Source organism: Flavobacterium agricola, assembly GCF_025919725.1.
In the GTDB taxonomy this organism is placed as follows: domain Bacteria; phylum Bacteroidota; class Bacteroidia; order Flavobacteriales; family Flavobacteriaceae; genus Flavobacterium; species Flavobacterium agricola.
The window spans coordinates 2,532,278-2,551,594 of record NZ_CP081495.1 but is presented as its reverse complement, the minus strand read 5'-3'; the positions used below and the strand labels follow the sequence as shown (position 1 = coordinate 2,551,594).

Annotated in this window: 18 protein-coding genes and 1 pseudogene; 11 read left to right on the top strand and 8 right to left on the bottom strand. The window is 34.5% G+C overall.

What is annotated here, in order from left to right; genetic code table 11:
* Position 1: 1 nt before the first annotated feature.
* The 3 genes from cysD to K5I29_RS12585 are packed head-to-tail and all read left to right on the top strand — an operon-like array spanning position 2 to position 3,406.
* On the top strand, positions 2-913 hold the full coding sequence (cysD, locus tag K5I29_RS12595; RefSeq protein WP_264433698.1) for a sulfate adenylyltransferase subunit CysD: 912 nt from the start codon (positions 2-4) through the stop codon (positions 911-913).
* A gap of 18 nt (positions 914-931) precedes the next feature.
* Positions 932-2,173 carry a sulfate adenylyltransferase subunit 1 gene (locus K5I29_RS12590; RefSeq protein WP_264433697.1) on the top strand — a complete coding sequence of 414 codons (1,242 nt, stop codon included), beginning with the start codon at positions 932-934 and terminating at the stop codon, positions 2,171-2,173.
* 3 nt (positions 2,174-2,176) lie between these two features.
* Positions 2,177-3,406 carry a sulfite exporter TauE/SafE family protein gene (locus tag K5I29_RS12585; RefSeq protein WP_264433696.1) on the top strand — a complete coding sequence of 410 codons (1,230 nt, stop codon included), beginning with the start codon at positions 2,177-2,179 and terminating at the stop codon, positions 3,404-3,406.
* Positions 3,407-3,442: 36 nt separating this feature from the next.
* Here the strand turns inward: K5I29_RS12585 and K5I29_RS12580 are convergent, their stop codons facing one another.
* Positions 3,443-4,018: a thioredoxin family protein gene (locus tag K5I29_RS12580; RefSeq protein WP_264433695.1), complete on the bottom strand. Its 576-nt coding sequence runs from the start codon at positions 4,016-4,018 to the stop codon at positions 3,443-3,445.
* 53 nt (positions 4,019-4,071) lie between these two features.
* Here K5I29_RS12580 and K5I29_RS12575 point away from each other — a divergent pair, with 53 nt between their 5' ends.
* From K5I29_RS12575 to K5I29_RS12550, 6 genes are all read left to right on the top strand, one after another.
* Positions 4,072-4,860: a patatin-like phospholipase family protein gene (locus tag K5I29_RS12575; protein ID WP_264433694.1), complete on the top strand. Its 789-nt coding sequence runs from the start codon at positions 4,072-4,074 to the stop codon at positions 4,858-4,860.
* A 63-nt stretch (positions 4,861-4,923) separates the two neighbouring features.
* On the top strand, positions 4,924-5,631 hold the full coding sequence (pyrH, locus tag K5I29_RS12570; protein WP_264433693.1) for a UMP kinase: 708 nt from the start codon (positions 4,924-4,926) through the stop codon (positions 5,629-5,631).
* A 22-nt stretch (positions 5,632-5,653) separates the two neighbouring features.
* Positions 5,654-6,217, top strand: coding sequence for a ribosome recycling factor (gene frr, locus K5I29_RS12565; protein ID WP_264433692.1), 564 nt, complete (start codon positions 5,654-5,656; stop codon positions 6,215-6,217).
* A gap of 182 nt (positions 6,218-6,399) precedes the next feature.
* Positions 6,400-7,836 carry an asparagine--tRNA ligase gene (gene asnS, locus K5I29_RS12560; protein WP_264433691.1) on the top strand — a complete coding sequence of 479 codons (1,437 nt, stop codon included), beginning with the start codon at positions 6,400-6,402 and terminating at the stop codon, positions 7,834-7,836.
* Between the two features lie 100 nt (positions 7,837-7,936).
* Entirely contained in the window at positions 7,937-9,391 is a 1,455-nt protein-coding gene (rpoN, locus tag K5I29_RS12555; protein ID WP_264433690.1) for an RNA polymerase factor sigma-54, read from the top strand.
* A 233-nt stretch (positions 9,392-9,624) separates the two neighbouring features.
* Positions 9,625-10,023 carry a hypothetical protein gene (locus K5I29_RS12550; RefSeq protein WP_264433689.1) on the top strand — a complete coding sequence of 133 codons (399 nt, stop codon included), beginning with the start codon at positions 9,625-9,627 and terminating at the stop codon, positions 10,021-10,023.
* Here K5I29_RS12550 and K5I29_RS12545 read toward each other — a convergent pair.
* The 4 genes and pseudogenes from K5I29_RS12545 to K5I29_RS12530 all read right to left on the bottom strand — a co-directional run bounded on the left by K5I29_RS12545 (position 10,018) and on the right by K5I29_RS12530 (position 13,716).
* A complete protein-coding gene (locus tag K5I29_RS12545) occupies positions 10,018-10,731 on the bottom strand; it encodes a porin family protein (protein WP_264433688.1) in 714 nt (237 codons plus the stop codon). The two genes, K5I29_RS12550 and K5I29_RS12545, sit on opposite strands and share 6 nt — an antisense overlap.
* A gap of 10 nt (positions 10,732-10,741) precedes the next feature.
* A complete protein-coding gene (locus K5I29_RS12540) occupies positions 10,742-11,794 on the bottom strand; it encodes an asparaginase (protein WP_264433687.1) in 1,053 nt (350 codons plus the stop codon).
* Positions 11,778-12,914, bottom strand: a complete 1,137-nt coding sequence (locus K5I29_RS12535) for a 1-acyl-sn-glycerol-3-phosphate acyltransferase (RefSeq protein ID WP_264433686.1) — start codon at positions 12,912-12,914, stop codon at positions 11,778-11,780. The genes K5I29_RS12540 and K5I29_RS12535 overlap by 17 nt, the downstream gene beginning before the upstream one ends.
* 33 nt (positions 12,915-12,947) lie before the next feature.
* Positions 12,948-13,716, bottom strand: a pseudogene (locus K5I29_RS12530) (TatD family hydrolase).
* Positions 13,717-13,769: 53 nt separating this feature from the next.
* On the opposite strand from K5I29_RS12530, the gene K5I29_RS12525 reads away from it, so the two are divergent.
* Entirely contained in the window at positions 13,770-14,213 is a 444-nt protein-coding gene (locus tag K5I29_RS12525; protein ID WP_264433685.1) for a retropepsin-like aspartic protease, read from the top strand.
* A gap of 45 nt (positions 14,214-14,258) precedes the next feature.
* Here K5I29_RS12525 and odhB read toward each other — a convergent pair whose 3' ends face one another.
* Together odhB and K5I29_RS12515 are read right to left on the bottom strand one after the other, a co-directional pair.
* Positions 14,259-15,479 (bottom strand): 2-oxoglutarate dehydrogenase complex dihydrolipoyllysine-residue succinyltransferase, encoded by a 1,221-nt coding sequence (gene odhB, locus K5I29_RS12520; protein ID WP_264433684.1) that lies wholly within the window; start codon positions 15,477-15,479, stop codon positions 14,259-14,261.
* A gap of 33 nt (positions 15,480-15,512) precedes the next feature.
* A complete protein-coding gene (locus K5I29_RS12515; protein WP_264433682.1) occupies positions 15,513-18,302 on the bottom strand; it encodes a 2-oxoglutarate dehydrogenase E1 component in 2,790 nt (929 codons plus the stop codon).
* A 113-nt stretch (positions 18,303-18,415) separates the two neighbouring features.
* Between K5I29_RS12515 and K5I29_RS12510 the strand changes: the two genes are divergently transcribed.
* Positions 18,416-18,961 carry a hypothetical protein gene (locus tag K5I29_RS12510; protein WP_264433680.1) on the top strand — a complete coding sequence of 182 codons (546 nt, stop codon included), beginning with the start codon at positions 18,416-18,418 and terminating at the stop codon, positions 18,959-18,961.
* Here K5I29_RS12510 and K5I29_RS12505 read toward each other — a convergent pair.
* A complete protein-coding gene (locus K5I29_RS12505; RefSeq protein WP_264433679.1) occupies positions 18,958-19,317 on the bottom strand; it encodes a hypothetical protein in 360 nt (119 codons plus the stop codon). The two genes, K5I29_RS12510 and K5I29_RS12505, sit on opposite strands and share 4 nt — an antisense overlap.

Below are 19,317 nucleotides of genomic sequence, written 5' to 3'. Positions count from 1 at the left end.
CATGAGTACAAAATACGAACTAGATTATTTAGATCAATTAGAATCTGAATCAATTCATATATTTAGAGAAGTTGCAGGGCAATTTGAACGCCCGGCATTGCTTTTTAGTGGCGGAAAAGATAGTATAACTTTGGTGCATTTAGCACTTAAAGCCTTTAAACCAGGAAAATTCCCTTTTCCATTAATTCATATTGATACCGGACATAACTTTCCGGAAGTTTTACAATTTAGAGACAAACTGGCCGAGCAAATTGGTGAAAAACTAATTGTTAGAAAAGTTGAAGATACCATTAAACGCCAAGGTTTAAAAGAAGCTAAAGGTAAGTTTGCAAGCCGTAATGCTTTACAAACGTACACGCTTTTAGAAACCATTGAAGAATTTGAATTGGATTGTTGTATTGGAGGTGCTCGCCGTGACGAAGAAAAAGCACGTGCGAAAGAGCGTATATTCTCGGTTCGTGACGAATTTGGCGGTTGGGATCCTAAATTACAACGCCCAGAATTGTGGAACTTATATAACGGAAAAATTAGCAAAGGCGAAAACGTAAGAGCTTTCCCGATTAGCAACTGGACCGAATTAGATATTTGGAACTACATTAAGCGCGAAAACATTCAATTACCTTCTATTTACTTCACACACAACCGAGAGGTTATTCACGTTCAAAACCAATTATTAGCAACAAACGAATTTGTGGTTATTGAAGAAAGCGATATTATTACCAATGAAAATGTACGTTACCGCACCGTGGGCGATATGACATGTACTGCAGCAGTTGCCTCAGAAGCGCATTCTATTGATGATATTATTAGCGAAATTATGGCTTCTAAAACCAGCGAACGTGGCGAAACCAGAATTGACGACAGAATTTCTGAAGCAGCAATGGAAGATCGCAAAAAACAAGGTTATTTTTAATTATTACGAAACGCACAAATGGATATATTACGATTTATAACCGCCGGAAATGTTGACGACGGAAAAAGTACTTTAATCGGTCGTTTATTATACGATAGCAAAAGTATTTTAATTGATCAGATTGAAGCAATAGAAAAAGCAAGCAAATTTAAAGACAATGGCGTTTTAGATTTAGCTTTAATTACAGACGGATTACGTGCCGAACGCGAACAAGGTATTACTATAGATGTAGCATATAAATATTTTTCTACACCAAAACGTAAGTTTATTATTGCCGATGCGCCTGGGCACATTCAATATACGCGTAACATGATTACCGGTGCTTCAAATTCGCAATTAATTATTTTATTAGTTGATGCACGTACCGGTATTAGCGAGCAAACCAAACGCCATGCGTTTATTGCATCTATGCTAAAAATTCCACAAGTTGTAGTTGCGGTTAATAAACTAGATTTAGTTGATTTTGACGAAGCTATTTACCGTAACATTGAAGCCGAATTTCAAGAACTAAGCAAAAAATTAAACCTAAACCAAGTAACATTTATACCAATTAGCGCTTTAAACGGTGATAACATTGTAGATGCATCAGCAAAAATGCCTTGGTACAACGGCCCAACATTATTAAGCTTTTTAGAAACGGTTAATATTCAAGAGCACGTAAATTTAGAAGCAAGCCGTTTTCCGGTTCAGTACATTATTCGTCCTCAAACTACCGAATTACACGATTATCGCGGTTACGCCGGTAAAATTACAAGCGGAATATTTAAAAAGGGAGATAAAATTAAAGTTTATCCATCTGAAATTGAAGCAACCATTGCAACAATTGAAGTAAATTTAAAAGAAGTTAACGAAGCTTTTGCACCACAATCTGCCGTAATTCAATTAGATAAAGATATTGATATTAGCCGAGGTGATTTATTAGTAAACTTAAATCAGCTACCTCAATTTAGTAATGAGCTAGAAGTTCAGGTTTGTTGGATGCACCAAAAGCCACTTCAGGTTGGTAGTAAATATTTAATTCAAAATCAAACCAATCGTTTAAAAGCGGTGGTAAAATCTATTAAATATTTGGTTGATGTAAATACGTTCGAAAAACAATTTGATGCTACAGAAGTACAATTAAATCAAATTGCTAAAATCAATCTTAAAACAGTAACGCCAATGGCATATGATGCCTTTGCTAATTTACAAGCACAAGGTGGAATTATATTTATAGATGAAAATTCGAATGTTACTGTAGGTGCCGGAATATTAGAATAAGTTATGGGAAACAAATCTACCCCGAAAAAAATAGAAGTTTTGCTAATTGGCGGTTCTACGGCAGCAGCCGAAGAACTTAACAAATTATTGCAAAGCAAAATTATAGGCAAAATTTTTGTTTATGCGCCAAGTTTAAGCGACGATATTCGTGCTTTAATGGATAAAGATCCGCAAGTGGAGCGCGTAGAATTGTTAACCGAAAATTATTTACAATTAGTTAGTTTAGTTATTGTTGTGAACCCAACCAAAAGCAGTAAAACTTGGTTGGCATTAGCACATGATAAAGAAATACCGATAGAAGAAACTTTTAGCCTAAGCAAAGTTGATAAACGAAAAAGAGGAAATGGTGAAAAAAAATGGAGGCACATTGCTTTATTTAGCTTTTTAGCATTCATTATTTTATTGTTCATTAACATTCTTTCTTTTTATTTTACTTGGCAGGATGTAAATCTGGCTTTTCAATTTTTAAATGAAAACACCGACGATCGTTTTGTAATATTACTTTGCGTAGGTTTTATTGCCCAAATGATTGATGGCGCTTTAGGAATGGGGTACGGAGTTACCAGTACTGCAGCTTTATTGTATTTAGGCGTTCCGCTACCGTCGATCAGCAGTAGTATTCATACGGCCGAAATATTTTCTAGTGGAGCTTCCGGATTTAGCCATTATAAGTTTGGAAACATCAACAAAAAACTATTAAAAAACATTGTTTATCCGGGTATTGCTGGTGCCGTAATTGGGGCTATTTTACTTTCTACCTTAGGAGATGAATATGCAAATATTATTAAACCTATATTAGCTGCTTATACGTTAATTTTAGGAATTAAAATATTTACCAATGCCTTTAAAAAACGTACAGCGCGTAAAAAAATTAAACGCGTAGGTTGGTTAGCCGGAATTGGAGGGTTTTTAGATTCATTTGGCGGCGGCGGCTGGGGACCGGTAGTTACCAGTACTTTAATATCTAAAGGAAAAACACCTAAATATGTTATTGGAACGGTAAGTTTAACCGAGTTTTTTGTTACCATGGCCAGCGCATTAACTTTTTTTACTGTTATTGGTATTGGGCATTGGCAACTTATTTTAGCTTTAGTTTTAGGCGGAACCATTGCAGCACCTTTGGCAGCTAAATTAGCAGGTAAATTACCTGTAAAACAAATGTTTATTGGTGTTGGTTTACTAATTATTATTTGGAGTTTAAATATATTTTTAAAAGCTTTAGGTGTATATTAAAATAAAAAAAATCCCGTTTTAAAACGGGATTTTTTTTTATTTTAATAACGCAACAATTTCTTTTTGCGTAGTTTCACCTTTATCTTTATTATACCAAACTTGTAATGCAGCTTTACCTTCGTCCGTAACTTTACCAAATTGTTTTTTATTTTCCTGAATTAATTCGGTAGCAGGAACCGGGCGTGGGCCCCAAACAGCAACCTCATCATCTTTATCATCTAAAATAATTAACTTTGGAATAGATTGAGAACCGTTGGTTAAATATTGATTCATAATATCTAAATTATCATCTCTAAAAATAATTTTTAGCTGAATAGCATCTGTACCTTCAACTAATTTATTTATTACAGGTAATAACTGAGCCGCATCCCCGCACCAGCCTTCACTAATTACGTAAAATGTATATTTTTGTTTAAGTTGTTGCAATTTAGCACGAACTTCATCCGTTAAAACAATAGTTTTGTCTAAACGATTCATACGCGTTTCATTCAGTTGCGTATAAGGCAGTAAAGCATCGTCTGGAGTATGCGTTAATTTATATTGTAAATCTTGACTAACTTTTTCACGATAAGCTGCGTAAGTAAAAGCAGTGGCAATTGTTAAAGCTTCCATTTTTTATTTAACTATAATTAAACTATAAATTTAGTGATTTTTTTAATGGCAATATGATTCAAAATTGTAAAAATATCGGAATAACCTTTTCGGGTGGCGGAACCAAAGGCGTTGCACATGCTGGTGTTTTAAAATATCTTGAAGAATTAGATATAAAACCCAACATGATTTCAGCAACCAGTGCGGGTGCCATTGTTGGTGCTTTATATGCTTGGGGATTCAGTTCGAAAGAAATTTTAGATTTTGTAAAAAAAATCGATTTTTTTAGATGGAAATATTTTACCCTACGTAAAGCCGGATTTATAGATTCTCAAGCCCTAAAAACCGTTTTTGATACTATTTTTGAAGATGCTATAATTGGCGATTTAAAAATTAAGCTTTACATAACCGCTACCGATATGGTACGCAATCGCATACGCATTTTTGATGCAAAATCTAAAATTGTTGATGCCATTATGGCCTCGTGTGCATTTCCTGGCGTTATGTCACCACATATTATTGACGAAGTAATTTATTCAGATGGTGGCATTCTAAACCATTTTCCAACCGATGTAATTCAAGGACGTTGCGATTTGCTTATCGGCTCGTACGTAAGCCCGTTACAAAAGGTTGACGAAAAATATTTAACTTCTATTAAAAATGTTATGAGCCATGCGTTAGATTTGATGCAACATCAAACCAATCAAAACAAATTTAGAATGTGCGATATTTTAATCCAACCTAGTGAATTGGCTCAATACAGCACTTTTGAAACCAACAAACGAATTATGGACAAAATTTTTGAAATTGGATACAAAAAAGCCAAAAGTACTTTTGAAAAAACAGAAGTAGGAAATTTATAAAAATATTATACCTATTTAAAGAAGATAAAATTTTATATTTGCGCAATCGAATCTGATATCATAATGAAATACAAAAGAATCCTTTTAAAGTTAAGTGGTGAAGCGTTAATGGGTGAACGCCAATATGGAATTGATCCTAAAAGGTTAGCAGAATACGCTACCGAGATCAAACAAATTCATGATTTAGGTATAGAAATTGCCATTGTAATTGGCGGAGGTAACATTTTTAGAGGTGTTGCTGGCGCATCAAACGGCATGGACCGTGTACAAGGCGATTATATGGGCATGTTAGCTACCATTATTAACGGTATGGCCTTACAAGGTGCTTTAGAAGCTGCAGGTATGAAAACGCGTTTACAAACTGCTTTGAAAATTGAAGCAATTGCTGAACCCTATATCAAACGCCGTGCAACTCGCCATTTAGAAAAAGGACGTATTGTAATTTTTGGAGCAGGAACTGGAAACCCATATTTTACAACTGATACAGCAGCAGTTTTACGAGGAATTGAAGTTGGAGCTGATGTAATTATGAAAGGTACTCGCGTAGATGGTATTTACGATTCAGATCCAGAAAAAAATCCAAATGCAATTAAGTTTGATTACATTTCATTCGAAGATGTGTTAAGCAAAGGTTTAAACGTAATGGATACCACAGCCTTTACTTTAAGTCAAGAAAACAAGCTACCCATTTTAGTTTTCGATATGAATACCGAAGGAAACTTATTAAAAGTTTGTAAAGGCGAAAATATCGGAACTGTTGTAAACATATAATTTTACTATAATTTTTAGCAAAATGACAGAAGAAATAGATTTTATTTTAGACAGTGCGAAAGAATCAATGCAAGGTTCGTTAAACCACTTAGATAAAGAATTTTTAAATATTCGTGCTGGTAAAGCATCACCGCAAATGTTAGGTGGAGTTTTTGTAGATTACTACGGAGCGCAAACGCCGCTTTCACAAGTTGCAAACGTAAACGCTGCTGATGCAAGAACGTTAACCGTAACGCCATGGGAAAAAAGCATGATTACTCCTATCGAAAAAGCAATTTTAATTGCGAACTTAGGGTTAAACCCAATGAACAACGGAGAATCTATTATTATTAATATTCCTGTGCTTACAGAAGAGCGTCGTAAAGATTTAGTAAAACAAGCGAAAGCCGAAGCTGAAGAAGCTAAAATTGGCATTCGTAACGTACGTAAGGATGCTAATTCTGATATTAAAAAATTAGAAAAAGAAGGCACATCTGAAGATATGTGTAAAGTTGCTGAAGATGAAGTACAAAAATTAACAGACAACTTTATTAAAAAAATAGACGAACTTTTAGCGGTTAAAGAAGCCGAAATAATGAAAGTATAAGTTTTTAAAAATCCTTTATCCACCAAGATAAAGGATTTTTTTATACAACAATGTGAGCATTTTATCCTTAATTATAATATAACTATGCATAAAATCACATACAATTTCATTACATTTGCAAGCATTTGTTTATAAAACAACTGAATAACCAAATGTAGTAGTTAAACAAAAATCAAGTAGTAATGAAACACACTAAAATTAAAGAGCTCCTTTCAGGAACAAACGCTTTGCAAGAAGTTAACGTAAAGGGTTGGGTTAGAACTTTCAGAAACAAACAGTTTATAGCTGTTAATGACGGCTCTACAATAAATAATATTCAGTGTGTTGTTGACTTTGAAAACACACCTGACGAATTATTAAAACGCATTACCACCGGAGCAGCTATTTCTGTAATTGGTACTTTGGTAGAAAGTAAAGGAAGCGGACAAAATTATGAAGTTCAGGTTTCTAAAATAGAAATTTTGGGTGATTCTGATCCAGAAAAATACCCAATGCAACCTAAAAAACATTCGTTAGAATTTTTACGTGAAAACGCTCATTTACGTATTCGTACCAATGCATTTGGTGCAATTATGCGTGTTCGTTCTGTATTGGCTTTCGCAGTTCATCAATATTTTCAAGAGCGTGGTTTTGCTTATGTAAACACACCAATTATTACCGGATCTGATGCCGAAGGCGCAGGCGAAATGTTTCAAGTAACATCGTTACCATTAGACGGATCAGCTCCAAGAAACGAAGACGGAACAATTAACTACAAAGAAGATTTCTTTGCAAAACACACCAATTTAACCGTTTCTGGTCAATTAGAAGGTGAAGCTTACGCTATGGCATTAGGTCAAATATACACCTTTGGCCCTACGTTTCGTGCAGAAAATTCAAACACATCACGCCATTTAGCAGAATTCTGGATGATTGAACCAGAAGTTGCTTTTTGCGATTTAGATGGTAACATGGATTTAGCCGAAGATTTTATTAAATATGTAGTAAGATACGCGGTTGAAAAATGTCCAGATGATTTAAAATTCTTAGAATCTAGATTATTAGAAGAAGAGAAATCTAAACCAGCAGCAGAACGTTCAGAAATGGCGTTGTTAGAAAAACTAAACTTTGTTTTAGACAACAACTTTAAACGCGTTTCATACACCGAAGCTATTGATATTTTAAAAGCATCAAAACCAAATAAAAATAAAAAATTCCAATATATTATTGACGAATGGGGTGCAGATTTACAATCGGAACACGAACGATTCTTGGTAGAAAAACACTTTAAATGTCCAGTAATTTTATTTGATTATCCAGCAAAAATTAAAGCATTTTACATGCGTTTAAACGAAGACGGAAAAACCGTTCGTGCAATGGATATTTTATTCCCTGGTATTGGTGAAATTGTTGGAGGTTCACAACGTGAAGAACGTTACGACGTATTACTAGAAAAAATGCAAGCTTTAGGAATTGATGAAAAAGAATTATACTGGTATTTAGATACACGTAAATTCGGATCAGCCGTTCACTCGGGCTTTGGCTTAGGTTTTGAAAGATTGGTATTATTCGTAACCGGAATGACAAACATTCGTGATGTAATTCCTTTCCCACGTACACCACAAAACGCAGAATTTTAAGTTAAAATTTACAGCATAAACCCATAACAAAGTTTCAAGTTTTAAGTTTTTATAGTAACTTTAACTTGGAACTTTTTTTATACCATCCGATCTTATTATTATGTTAAAGCAGCATTTACAATTAAAATTATCTCAGAAACTTTCTCCCCAGCAAATTCAATTAATGAAATTGATTCAGCTGCCCACTATGGCATTTGAACAACGATTAAAAGAAGAGCTGATAGAAAACCCTGCTTTAGAAACTGGTAAAGAAGATAGCGATACAGAGCTTGACGATTACGACACCAACGAATACGACGATGGCGACAGCCAATCTATAGAAACAGACGAAATTAATATTGATGAATATTTAAGCGACGACGAAACGCCAGAATACAAGCTACAAAGCAATAATTATAGCGAAGATGATGAGGAACGTGAAATGCCGTTTGCTGCAGCCGTAAGCTTTCATCAAGATTTAATAAATCAATTAACCACCTTTATCATGACCGATGCAGATCGGGTAATAGCCGATTTTTTAGTTGGCAGCATTGATGATATGGGTTATTTACGTCGTACAACTCAAGATTTGGTTGACGATTTGGCTTTTACGCAAGGTATTTATACCGACGAAGAAACGGTAGAACGCGTTTTAACAATTATTCATCAGCTAGAACCAGCTGGCGTTGGTGCTCGCGATTTGCAAGAATGTTTGTTGTTACAATTACGTGCAAAAACTCCAACACAATCGGTAGAATTAGCAATTAATATCATAGAAGATCAATTTGATGCCTTTACCAAAAAGCATTACGACAAACTAATTACGCGTTTTAATATTGATCGAGAAGAACTGAGAAAAGCGATTGAAGAAATTGAACGTTTAAACCCAAAACCAGGCGGATCTTACGACAACAACCGTTCGGTTGAGCATATTATTCCAGATTTTACCATTAAAATTGTTGAAGGCGAATTAGAATTAAGTTTAAACGGACGTAACAATCCAGAGCTTCACGTTTCTCGTGATTATAAAGATATGTTACAAACGTATAAAGATACGCGCGAAAAATCCAATCAACAAAAAGATGCGGTTCAGTTTATCAAACAAAAACTAGATTCGGCTAAATGGTTTATTGATGCCATTAAACAACGTAACGAAACCTTATTGGTAACCATGTCAGCCATTATGCAATATCAAGAAGAATATTTTTTAAGCGGAGATGAAACCACGCTAAAACCTATGATTTTGAAAGATATCGCCGATATGGTAGGTTTAGATATTTCAACCATTTCACGCGTTGCCAATTCTAAATATGTTGATACACCATACGGGGTTAAATTGTTAAAAGACTTTTTCTCTGAAGCAATGAAAAACGATCAGGGCGAAGATGTTTCTACTATTGAAATTAAAAAAATTCTTCAAAATGTAATTGAAGAAGAAGATAAAAACAAACCTTTACCAGACGATAAATTAGCCGATATTTTAAAAGAAAAAGGCTATCCTATTGCGCGCAGAACGGTTGCTAAATACCGAGAACAACTAGATATTCCTGTTGCCAGAATGCGTAAAAAAATATAATTAAAAACCGAAACAAATTACTTATGAAACCTATATTAAAACTTTTTTCATATATTTTTCACCCGTTATTTGTTTCGGTTTATACTATAATTTACTTCTTTTTTGTATACCGAACTATTTTTTCGGTTTACACCATGTATTACTTCGTATTACAAGTGGTTCTGCTAACAGTCATATTACCTATTTTGCTATTTTATTTACTAATATCATTTAAACTTTTAAAAACAGATATTATGGTAAATAATGTAAAACAAAGGCGTTTACCTTTAGCCATACAAAGCATTTACTTTTATTTTATTAGTTTTTACTCCTTAAAACCAATTGCACAATACGAAATTAGATATTTTTTTGTTGGTGCCATGTTAAGTGCTATTTTAGCGTTATTGGCCGCCTTATTGAATAAAAAGATAAGCTTACATATGATTGGCATTAGCGGTATGGCAACTTTTATTATTGGCATGAATATAAAATCGGGGTATCCAAGCTTAACGCTAATTTGTTGCTTAATTGTTTTAACGGGCTGCGTAGCTTCTTCTCGATTAGCTATGAAGGCGCATACGTCGTCTGAATTGCTTTGGGGCACTTTAATTGGCATTTATTGCCAAGCACAGCTTTTTACTTTGTGGTTATAAAATGTAAAAAATAAGCCCAACATGTAAAGCATTTAACTTAATAGGTTCCGGATTGGTTGCACTGCTTTTAAATAAAGGCGTTAAACCATAATACGCGTAAGCATTCCAAGTATTATATCCGGCAGCTAAATAAATTCCGGTTTGAAACCGATTTAAATTATCTATATTTTTTACTTTATAATGAACTGCTCCTTCTTCGTAAACCGATTTGTCGGCGAAAATGTAACTGAACTTTAATCCTGCATAAACTCTAAAAAATTTATGGCTTTCTGGTGTGGAAGTGCGCCAGCGAAATTCGATAGGCACATCAATAGTATGATATTGCATGTTATTGCGGCGTGAAGAAGCAATAGGTAAAACTTCAAACTGCGATCCGTTTGTAGAAGCGCCAGCTATAGCATCTTCTGGTAAAATCAACAAGTTACTTTTTAAATGGCTGTACGTATAACCAAATCCGGGAGCAATAGCAATATTACGCTGTTTGTTTAGTGGGAAATCTCGCAAAAAACCAAAAGAAAAATTAGAAAAATAGCCGCGCTGTTTGTATCCCGAAGGTTTGTTTTGCATCATGCTATAAGAAACGTTTACATAAAACTGATCTTCACGGTATAAAGAATCTACCGGATTTTCAATAATAATCGGTTCTTGTGCATGCAAGGCAAACACAGAAAATAACAAAAAGCCGAATTGTAAAAGTTTTTTTACCATAATGTATTTTTTAATGAGCAACTTCTTGAGTTAATTCGCCACGCAACGGTGTTTCAAAAACGGTTTGAAATTGCGATCGGTCTGTTTTTAATCCTAATAAAAACATTAGTTTGGCTACAGCAGCTTCGGTTGTTATATCGTAACCGGATATAACACCAATTTGTTTTAATTGAATACCAGTTTCGTATTTTTCCATATTAACGGTTCCGGCAGAACATTGCGTAACATTAACCACAAACATGCCATTTTTAACCGCATTTTGAATGGCATCAATAAACCAAGGTTCGTTGTACGCGTTACCCGAACCGTAAGTTTCTAAAACCAATCCTTTTAAATTCGGAATATTTAAAATAGCTTGTAACATGGTAACTGTTAATCCCGGAAATATTTTTAAAACCAAAACATGGGTATCAAATTTACGGTGAACTAACAAGTTTGTATTTGCTGTAGTTTTAGGTAATAACAATTCTTTCTGGACTTTTAAATGCACGCCAGATTCTGCCAATGCTGGCATGTTTGGCGAGGTAAAAGCATTAAAATGTTCGGCACTAATTTTTGTAGTTCTGTTACCGCGGTATAATTTGTATTCAAAATACAAGCAAACTTCGGTAATAACCGGTTTATTATTTTCTGTTAACGATGCGATTTGAATGGCTGTAATCAAATTTTCTTTCGCATCCGTACGCAAATCACCAATTGGTAACTGAGAACCTGTAAAAACAACAGGTTTACTTAAGTTTTCTAACATAAAACTTAATGCTGATGCAGAATAAGACATGGTATCTGACCCGTGTAAAACAACAAATCCGTCGTAAGTAGCATAATGTTTTTCAATTACATCAGCCATCATAACCCAATGTTCTGTATTCATGTTTGAAGAATCAATTGGATTTTCAAAAGAATAGGTTTCTACTTCACAATCCAACAAATTCAACTCAGGAATACGATGCAAAAGCTCATCAAAATTAAAAGCTTTTAAAACGCCGGTAATAGAATCTTTAATCATACCAATGGTACCACCGGTATAAATTAAAAGAATTTTTATTTTATTCGATGCTTCCATATTTTAAACGGTTTACCACCGGATTAGAATACATATTTAAAAATTGTTGCTTTAAATGCTCGTTTTCGCCCATTAATTGCATTTCTAAACGGCGTTTAAACAATTGCTTGTCTTTTTCGGTATATAAATGTGCAAATGTATTGGTTTGATGTACAATATCGTAAGCTACAAAGTTGGTAGGCCAAAGTTTGTAGTTTTGTAATATTTGATCGTCAATAGCAGCTGCAACAGCTTGAATTTGTTTGTTAGCTTGCGGAAATTCGGCTGCAATAGCATCTAATTCAGCATCTAAAACATCACCTACATGAATATGAATATGTTTTTTTTGACCGATTAAACCACTTAAAATGGTAACAAAATCTTCATTTTTAGCTTTAATATACGCTTCGTTACGCGCTTGCGCTAACAAGCGTGGTATTTTTAATGAATCGCTCGGATCGTATTCGTATGAAATTGAAACAGGAACAATTTTAAGCTTTTTAAAATATTCTAAAACATTGCCCTGCGTATCTGCCATAGCAATCATTTTTAAAACACCTTGGTGCGTTGCATCATTTCCGTCTTTCGTTCTGCCTTCACGTTGGGCAATCCAAACCGAACAATTTTTATGTACTAAAAGCTTTTCAATATATTCTGAAACTAATTTAGAGCTTAACAGTAATTCGCGCGGAGGTAACCCACGTTTAATAATAAAATTACGATTTAGTTTGGCAATCAATTCTAAAGATTGCTTTTTTAATAAATTATCTCCAATGGCAGATGCTGTCATTACCAAACCTTTTTCTAAAAGGCAAACATTTAATAATGACGTATCTAAAATAATATCGCGATGATTAGAAATAAACAAATACGGCGTATTGGGTTGTAGCTTTTCAAAACCAGAAGTTGATAAACCTTCAGACGTATTTTTTATTACTTGTTGCAAAGCGTGGTAAATAAAATTTGCCTGAAAATCACGAATAGAATGCGTTCGCAACAATTGTGCTTTCCATTGTTCATCGGTCATATCCGGAAACGTATAATTCATCATCGCTTTTAAAATAGGATGATGCACAACTTGTTTTAATATAGGATTTACCTCACTGTCGTAAAAAAAACGTATGGAATCGTATTTAGACATTTTATTTTTTTTATAAGTTAAACGCTAACAAATTTATATTTTAAAAATAATTTGCGCGGTTTGAGTTGTTATTTGTGCCACTTCGGTTAATGGCATTTGGTAAATTTCGGCAATTTTTTCGGCAATTAAAGGCACGTAAGCACTTTCATTACGTTTACCACGGTACGGAGGCGGGTGCCAAATAAGGCGCATCAGTTTCTAAAACCAATTCGGTTATAGGTATTTGATTTAAAAACGTATCAATTTTACCATTTTTAAACGTTACCACCCCGCCTATTCCTAACTTTAAGTTATACGATATGGCACGTTGGGCATGTTCTAAAGTTCCGGTAAAACAATGAAAAACGCCAAACAAATCAGAGCCTTTTTCTAATTCAAGCACCTCAAAAACCTCATCAAACGCATCACGGCAATGAATGTTAATTGGTAGTTTATATTTTTTTGCGAGTTGAATTTGTTTCTGAAACGCTATTTTCTGAATTTCAAGCGTAGATTTATCCCAATACAAATCAATACCAATTTCGCCAATCGCACAAAATTTTCTACGTTTTAATTCGTTCTCAATATAAAGCAACTCATTTTCGTAATTTTCTTTAACATCACAAGGATGCAAACCAATCATTACAAAAATATTTTCAGGATAGCTGGCTTCTAATTCGTACATTTTAGGTGCGTAAGACGAATCTATTGCTGGTAAAATAATTTTGGTAACTCCTTTTTTTATGGCATTTTCTAACACCGCATCACGATCGGCATCAAACTGATCGGAATACAAATGCGAATGCGTGTCAATAAATTTCATGCAAACAAATTTTAGCAAAAATACAAACAATTTATAACTTATTATCAGTATTAATGGTAAACGAAAGTACAACCTTATTAGAGAGAAATTACAAAAAAATTCCTTTCAAAATTTGTAAAAGCAAACATATCATAATTAATGGAAAAGTTAATGGCGTTCCGGCACGTTTTATTTTAGATACGGGCGCTTCAAACAGCTGCATAAGTACTGAAGATGAAATTGAATATAACATTACGGCAACAATAAGCGGCCATACGGCAACCGGTGCCGGAAAGGGAGGCATTGAAACTAAAATAGCTAAAGATAACACGCTTAGCTTGTCACAATGGAAAAAAAGCAAGGTTACCTTTATTAGCTTAGATTTAAGCCATGTAAACTTAGCTCTGGTAACACACAACGTTGCCCCAATTGATGGTATTATTGGAGCTGATATATTAATTACGCACAAAGCACTGATAGATTATGAAAAACGCTATTTGTATTTGTTACAAAAATAAAAAAGCTACCCGTTGGGTAGCTTTTTTTATATAGAATATAGAGAACTATAGCTCGAATGCTTTTGTTGGATTGTTATCTAACAATAATTCCATTGGGTTTTCTAAAGCTTCTTTAACAGCAACTAAGAAACCAACTGATTCACGTCCGTCAATAATTCTGTGATCGTAAGATAATGCAATGTACATCATTGGTGCAATAACTACTTGACCATTTACAGCAACTGGACGCTCAATAATGTTGTGCATTCCTAAAATACCAGACTGCGGAGGATTGATAATTGGAGTTGATAACATAGAACCAAATACACCACCGTTAGTGATTGTAAAAGTTCCGCCAGTCATTTCATCAACTGTAATTTGACCGTCACGAGCTCTTGTAGCTAAACGTTTAATGTCTGCTTCTACGCCACGGAAAGACAATAATTCTGCGTTACGTACAACAGGAACCATTAAACCTTTTGGTCCAGAAACTGCAACTGAAATGTCAATAAAATCAAAATTTAATTGTTCTTGACCATCAATCATTGAGTTAACATCTGGGAATAATTGTAACGCACGCGTTACAGCTTTTGTAAAGAAAGACATATAACCTAAAGAAACTCCGTGTTTTGCTTTGAATGCTTCTTTATACTGACTTCTTAATTTGTTTACTTCTGTTAAGTTAACTTCATTAAATGTAGTTAACATAGCAGTTGTGTTTTTAGCCTCAACTAAACGCTCTGCAACTTTACGGCGTAACATTGACATTTTTTTGCGAGAAATGTTTCTTGCACCACCTGTTGGCGTTCCGAAAGAAGGAACAGCATTAATTGCATCTTCTTTAGTTACACGACCGTCTTTACCAGTACCTTTAACATCTGTAGCAGCAATATTTTTTTCGTCTAAAATCTTTTTAGCCGCTGGAGATGCAGAACCTGTAGCATATGTAGCTGCTGGTTGTGCAGGTGCTGGAGCAGCTTTTGGAGCTTCAGCAGCAGGTGCAGCTTTTGGAGCCTCAGCAGCAGGTGCACCACCTTCTGGTTTTGCAGCAGCAGTATCAATTAAACAAACTACTTGACCAACAGCAACTGCATCACCTTCCTCAGCTTTTAGTGTAATAATTCCACTAGCCTCAGCAGGTAATTCTAATGTTGCTTTATCTGAATCAACCTCAGCAATAGCTTGGTCTTTTTCTACATAATCTCCGTCTTTAACTAACCAAGTAGCAATTTCTACTTCAGTGATTGATTCCCCCGGTGAAGGAACTTTCATTTCTAAGATACTCATTGGAATATTTTTTTAGAAGTTGTTTTATATTTTTTATTTTAAATCTTTATCGAAAACTTGTGCAATAGCATAAGCATAACGTTCTTTAGAACGAACTGACGAACCTGCTGCAGGAGCCGAAGCAACTTTTGGCGAAGCTAATCTTAACTTAACTAAGTCAAAGTTCATTAACATGAAGCCGTACGCCCCCATGTTTTTAGGTTCTTCTTGAGCCCAAACGTAATCAGAAGCATTAGGATATTGTGCCAATACCGCTTTAATAGCTTCGATATCTAATGGGAACAATTGTTCTAAACGAACAAAAGCAATATCTGTACGACCTAATTTTTCTTTTTCTGCTTGTAAATCATAGTAGAACTTACCTGAAACAAATACTAAAGTTTTAACTGCTTTTTTATCTGTAACAATTGGATCGTCTACCACGGTTTGGAAAGATCCGTTTACAAAATCTTCAATTGGCGAAACCGCTAATGGGTGACGTAACAATGATTTTGGAGAAAACACAATTAATGGTTTTCTAAAATCAGTAATCATTTGACGACGTAGCAAATGGAAATGGTTTGCAGGAGTTGTACAGTTTGCTACGTACATATTATGTTCTGAACATAATTGTAAATAACGCTCCGGACGTGCTGATGAGTGCTCAGCTCCTTGGTGCTCGTAACCGTGAGGTAACAACATAACCAATCCGTTTTGGCTGCTCCATTTATCTTCACCGGCAGTAATATATTGGTCAATCATAATTTGAGCTCCGTTAGAGAAATCTCCAAATTGTGCTTCCCAAATTGGTAATGCTTTCGGGTTTGTTAATCCGTATCCATATTCATAACCTAAAACAGCATATTCTGAAAGGTGAGAATTGTAAATATGCATTTTACCTTTAACGTCAGCTAATCGGTTTAAAACAGTAACTTCTTCTTCAGTATCTTCTGTTTTAACAACGGCATGACGGTGTGAAAACGTTCCTCGTTGTACATCTTGTCCTGAAAAACGAATATCAAATCCGTCTTGCATTAAGGTACCATAAGCCAACATTTCACCTAAAGCCCAATCTAATTTATCGGTTTCAAAATACATTTTGTATCGGTCACCAAATAATTTAGAAACTTTATTAATGAATTTTTTATGGCTTGGTAAAGCAGTTATAACTGCAGCAACCTCATCTAATCTTTCTTTAGAAACTTTAGTTTCAAAAGTTTGTAACATTTTAGATTGATTGGCAATATTGTAACCTTCCCACTCATTTTTTAAGAAAGGAATGATGGTTGCTTTTTCAGTAGCTTTTGCTTCCTCAAGGTTTTCCTCAAGTAAGTTTTTATATTTAGTTTCTAAAGCAGTGATTTCTGCTTCAGTAATTTCGTTATTTTCAACTAAACGAGCACTGTAAATGTTACGTACTGATTTGTGTTTAGAAATTAATTTATATAAAACCGGTTGTGTAAAACGAGGTTCATCACCTTCGTTATGGCCGTATTTACGGTAACCTACTAAATCTACAAAAACATCTTCATTAAATGTCATTCTGTAATCTAAAGCAAATAAAATTGCTTTTACAGCTGCTTCTGTATCATCAGCATTTACGTGTACAACAGGTGCTCCTACAACTTTAGCCACATCGGTAGAATAAACGCCCGAACGTGCATCAGTAAAGTTTGTAGTAAACCCAACTTGGTTGTTTAATACTACGCGAATTGTACCACCTGTTTGGTATGCGCGTAGTTTTGACATTTGTACGGTTTCGTAAACAACACCTTGTCCTGCAACAGCAGAATCTCCGTGTACCGTAATTGGTAAAACTTTAGAAAAATCGTCAGCATATAAGCTATCTTGTTTTGCACGTGCAATACCTTCTATAACCGGACCTACCGTTTCTAAGTGCGATGGGTTTGGTGCCAAGTTAATGTTAATGCTATGTCCTGATTTAGTTTCTTTAGTTGATGTATATCCTAAATGGTATTTAACATCACCGTCATACGATTCTTCTGCACCAACATAATCTTTACCATCAAATTCAGTAAAAATATTTTTTGCTGGCTTACCAAAAATGTTTGCTAAAACGTTTAAACGTCCGCGGTGCGCCATACCCATAACAAAATCTCTAACTCCTTTTTCTGCAGCTGCTTCAATTAAAGCATCAAACATTGGAATTGCAGCCTCTAAACCTTCTATAGAGAAACGTTTTTGACCTACATATTTAGTATGGAAAAAGTTTTCGAAAGCTGCTGCTTGAATTAACTTTTCTAAAATATGTTGTTTTTGTTGTTTTGATAACGCATTATTTGGGCCTTCAAAATAGTTTGCTACCCAATTTCTTTTCGACTCTTCTAAAATGTAAGTAAACTCAACACCAGTGTGTGAGCAATATACAGCTTCTAGATGATCTATAATTTGTTGTAAAGTTGAAGTTTGTAATTGAACTGTTTTTGCAGCTTCAAAACGTGTTTGTAAATCTGCATTTGTTAATCCAAACTTAGCAAGCGACAAATCTGGTTTTTCTACTTGACGTTCACGAAGGGGATTCGTTTTTGCCAATAAATGTCCGTACGTTCTATATGCATCAATTAGTCTTAAAACGTAAAATTCCTTCTGAACAGCTTGTAATGCTTCTGGATTAGAAGCTGGTGAACTGTTAGAAGAATTGTTATTATAAGCCGTAGTTAATTGCTCAACCGGACCATTACCATTGTATTCGTTAGCGAAGTCAAACCCTTGAAAAAAACTTCTCCAGCTTGGTTCTACGCTATCAGGATACTGCAAATACTGTTCGTATAGATCAGCAAAAAAAGCAGTATGTGCCGCATTTAAAAAGGAAAACCTATCCATATACTCGTCTAAAGACCTTTTTTGGTTAAATATTACAGCAAATTTACAATTCTTTCTGCAAAAAATACAATGTTTTTCGTATTTTTATAGTATAAACATTTCATAAAGGATTTATGGCAAAGAAAAATATAGGTAAAATGAAGTTTTTACTGACAATTTCACTTTTTTTAGGCTTAAGTTTTCACATTTACGCACAAGAAGGTATTCAAAATAACCAAAAAAGTAATTTTTGGGAACGTACCCGTTTTGGTGGAAACCTAGGCGTAGGCATTGGTAACAACCTGACAAATATTGTAGTAGGCCCAAGTGCAATATATCAATTTAACCCAATTGTTGCTGCTGGTGTTGGTTTACAATACAACTACTTGCATCAAAAAAATGTTTATAAATCGAATATGTATGGCGTAAGTTTACTGGGATTAGTAAATCCGATTGAGCAGGTACAACTTTCGGTGGAGCTTGAACAACTTCGCGTAAATAATACTAATTTGTGGATTACGCCGTCTGAAAAACAGAACTTTTGGAATACGGGGTTATTTTTAGGCGCAGGATATAGCCAAAACAATGTAACAGTAGGTATTCGTTACAATATTTTATTTAATAAAAATGATATGGTTTACAACCAAGCTTGGATGCCGTTTGTACGTGTATATTTTTAATAATATTTTTTAAACCAAACTTTTTGCCATTCGCGTTTAAGTAGCAAAAAACTAATTTGATAAGAAAGCTCGCCGAAATCACTTCCGTCGAGCTTTTTAATTATATGTTCGGGTACATCTATAATGTATAGCAAATTTAAATAAGCAGCAAAATCGTGGTGCAACAAACTAAAAATTTTATTTTGCACAGCACCAAAAACTTGCTCGGGCAACATATTTTCAGACAATGTAATTTCAGAATTTGCTAAGGTAAAATCTTTTCTTAGTTGTTGAATAAGAGCTTGATACAAATCCAATTGATTGGCTTGCACAAAAAGCTGATCTACCGTAGCCGGAAACTGAAAGTTGTTGTCCAT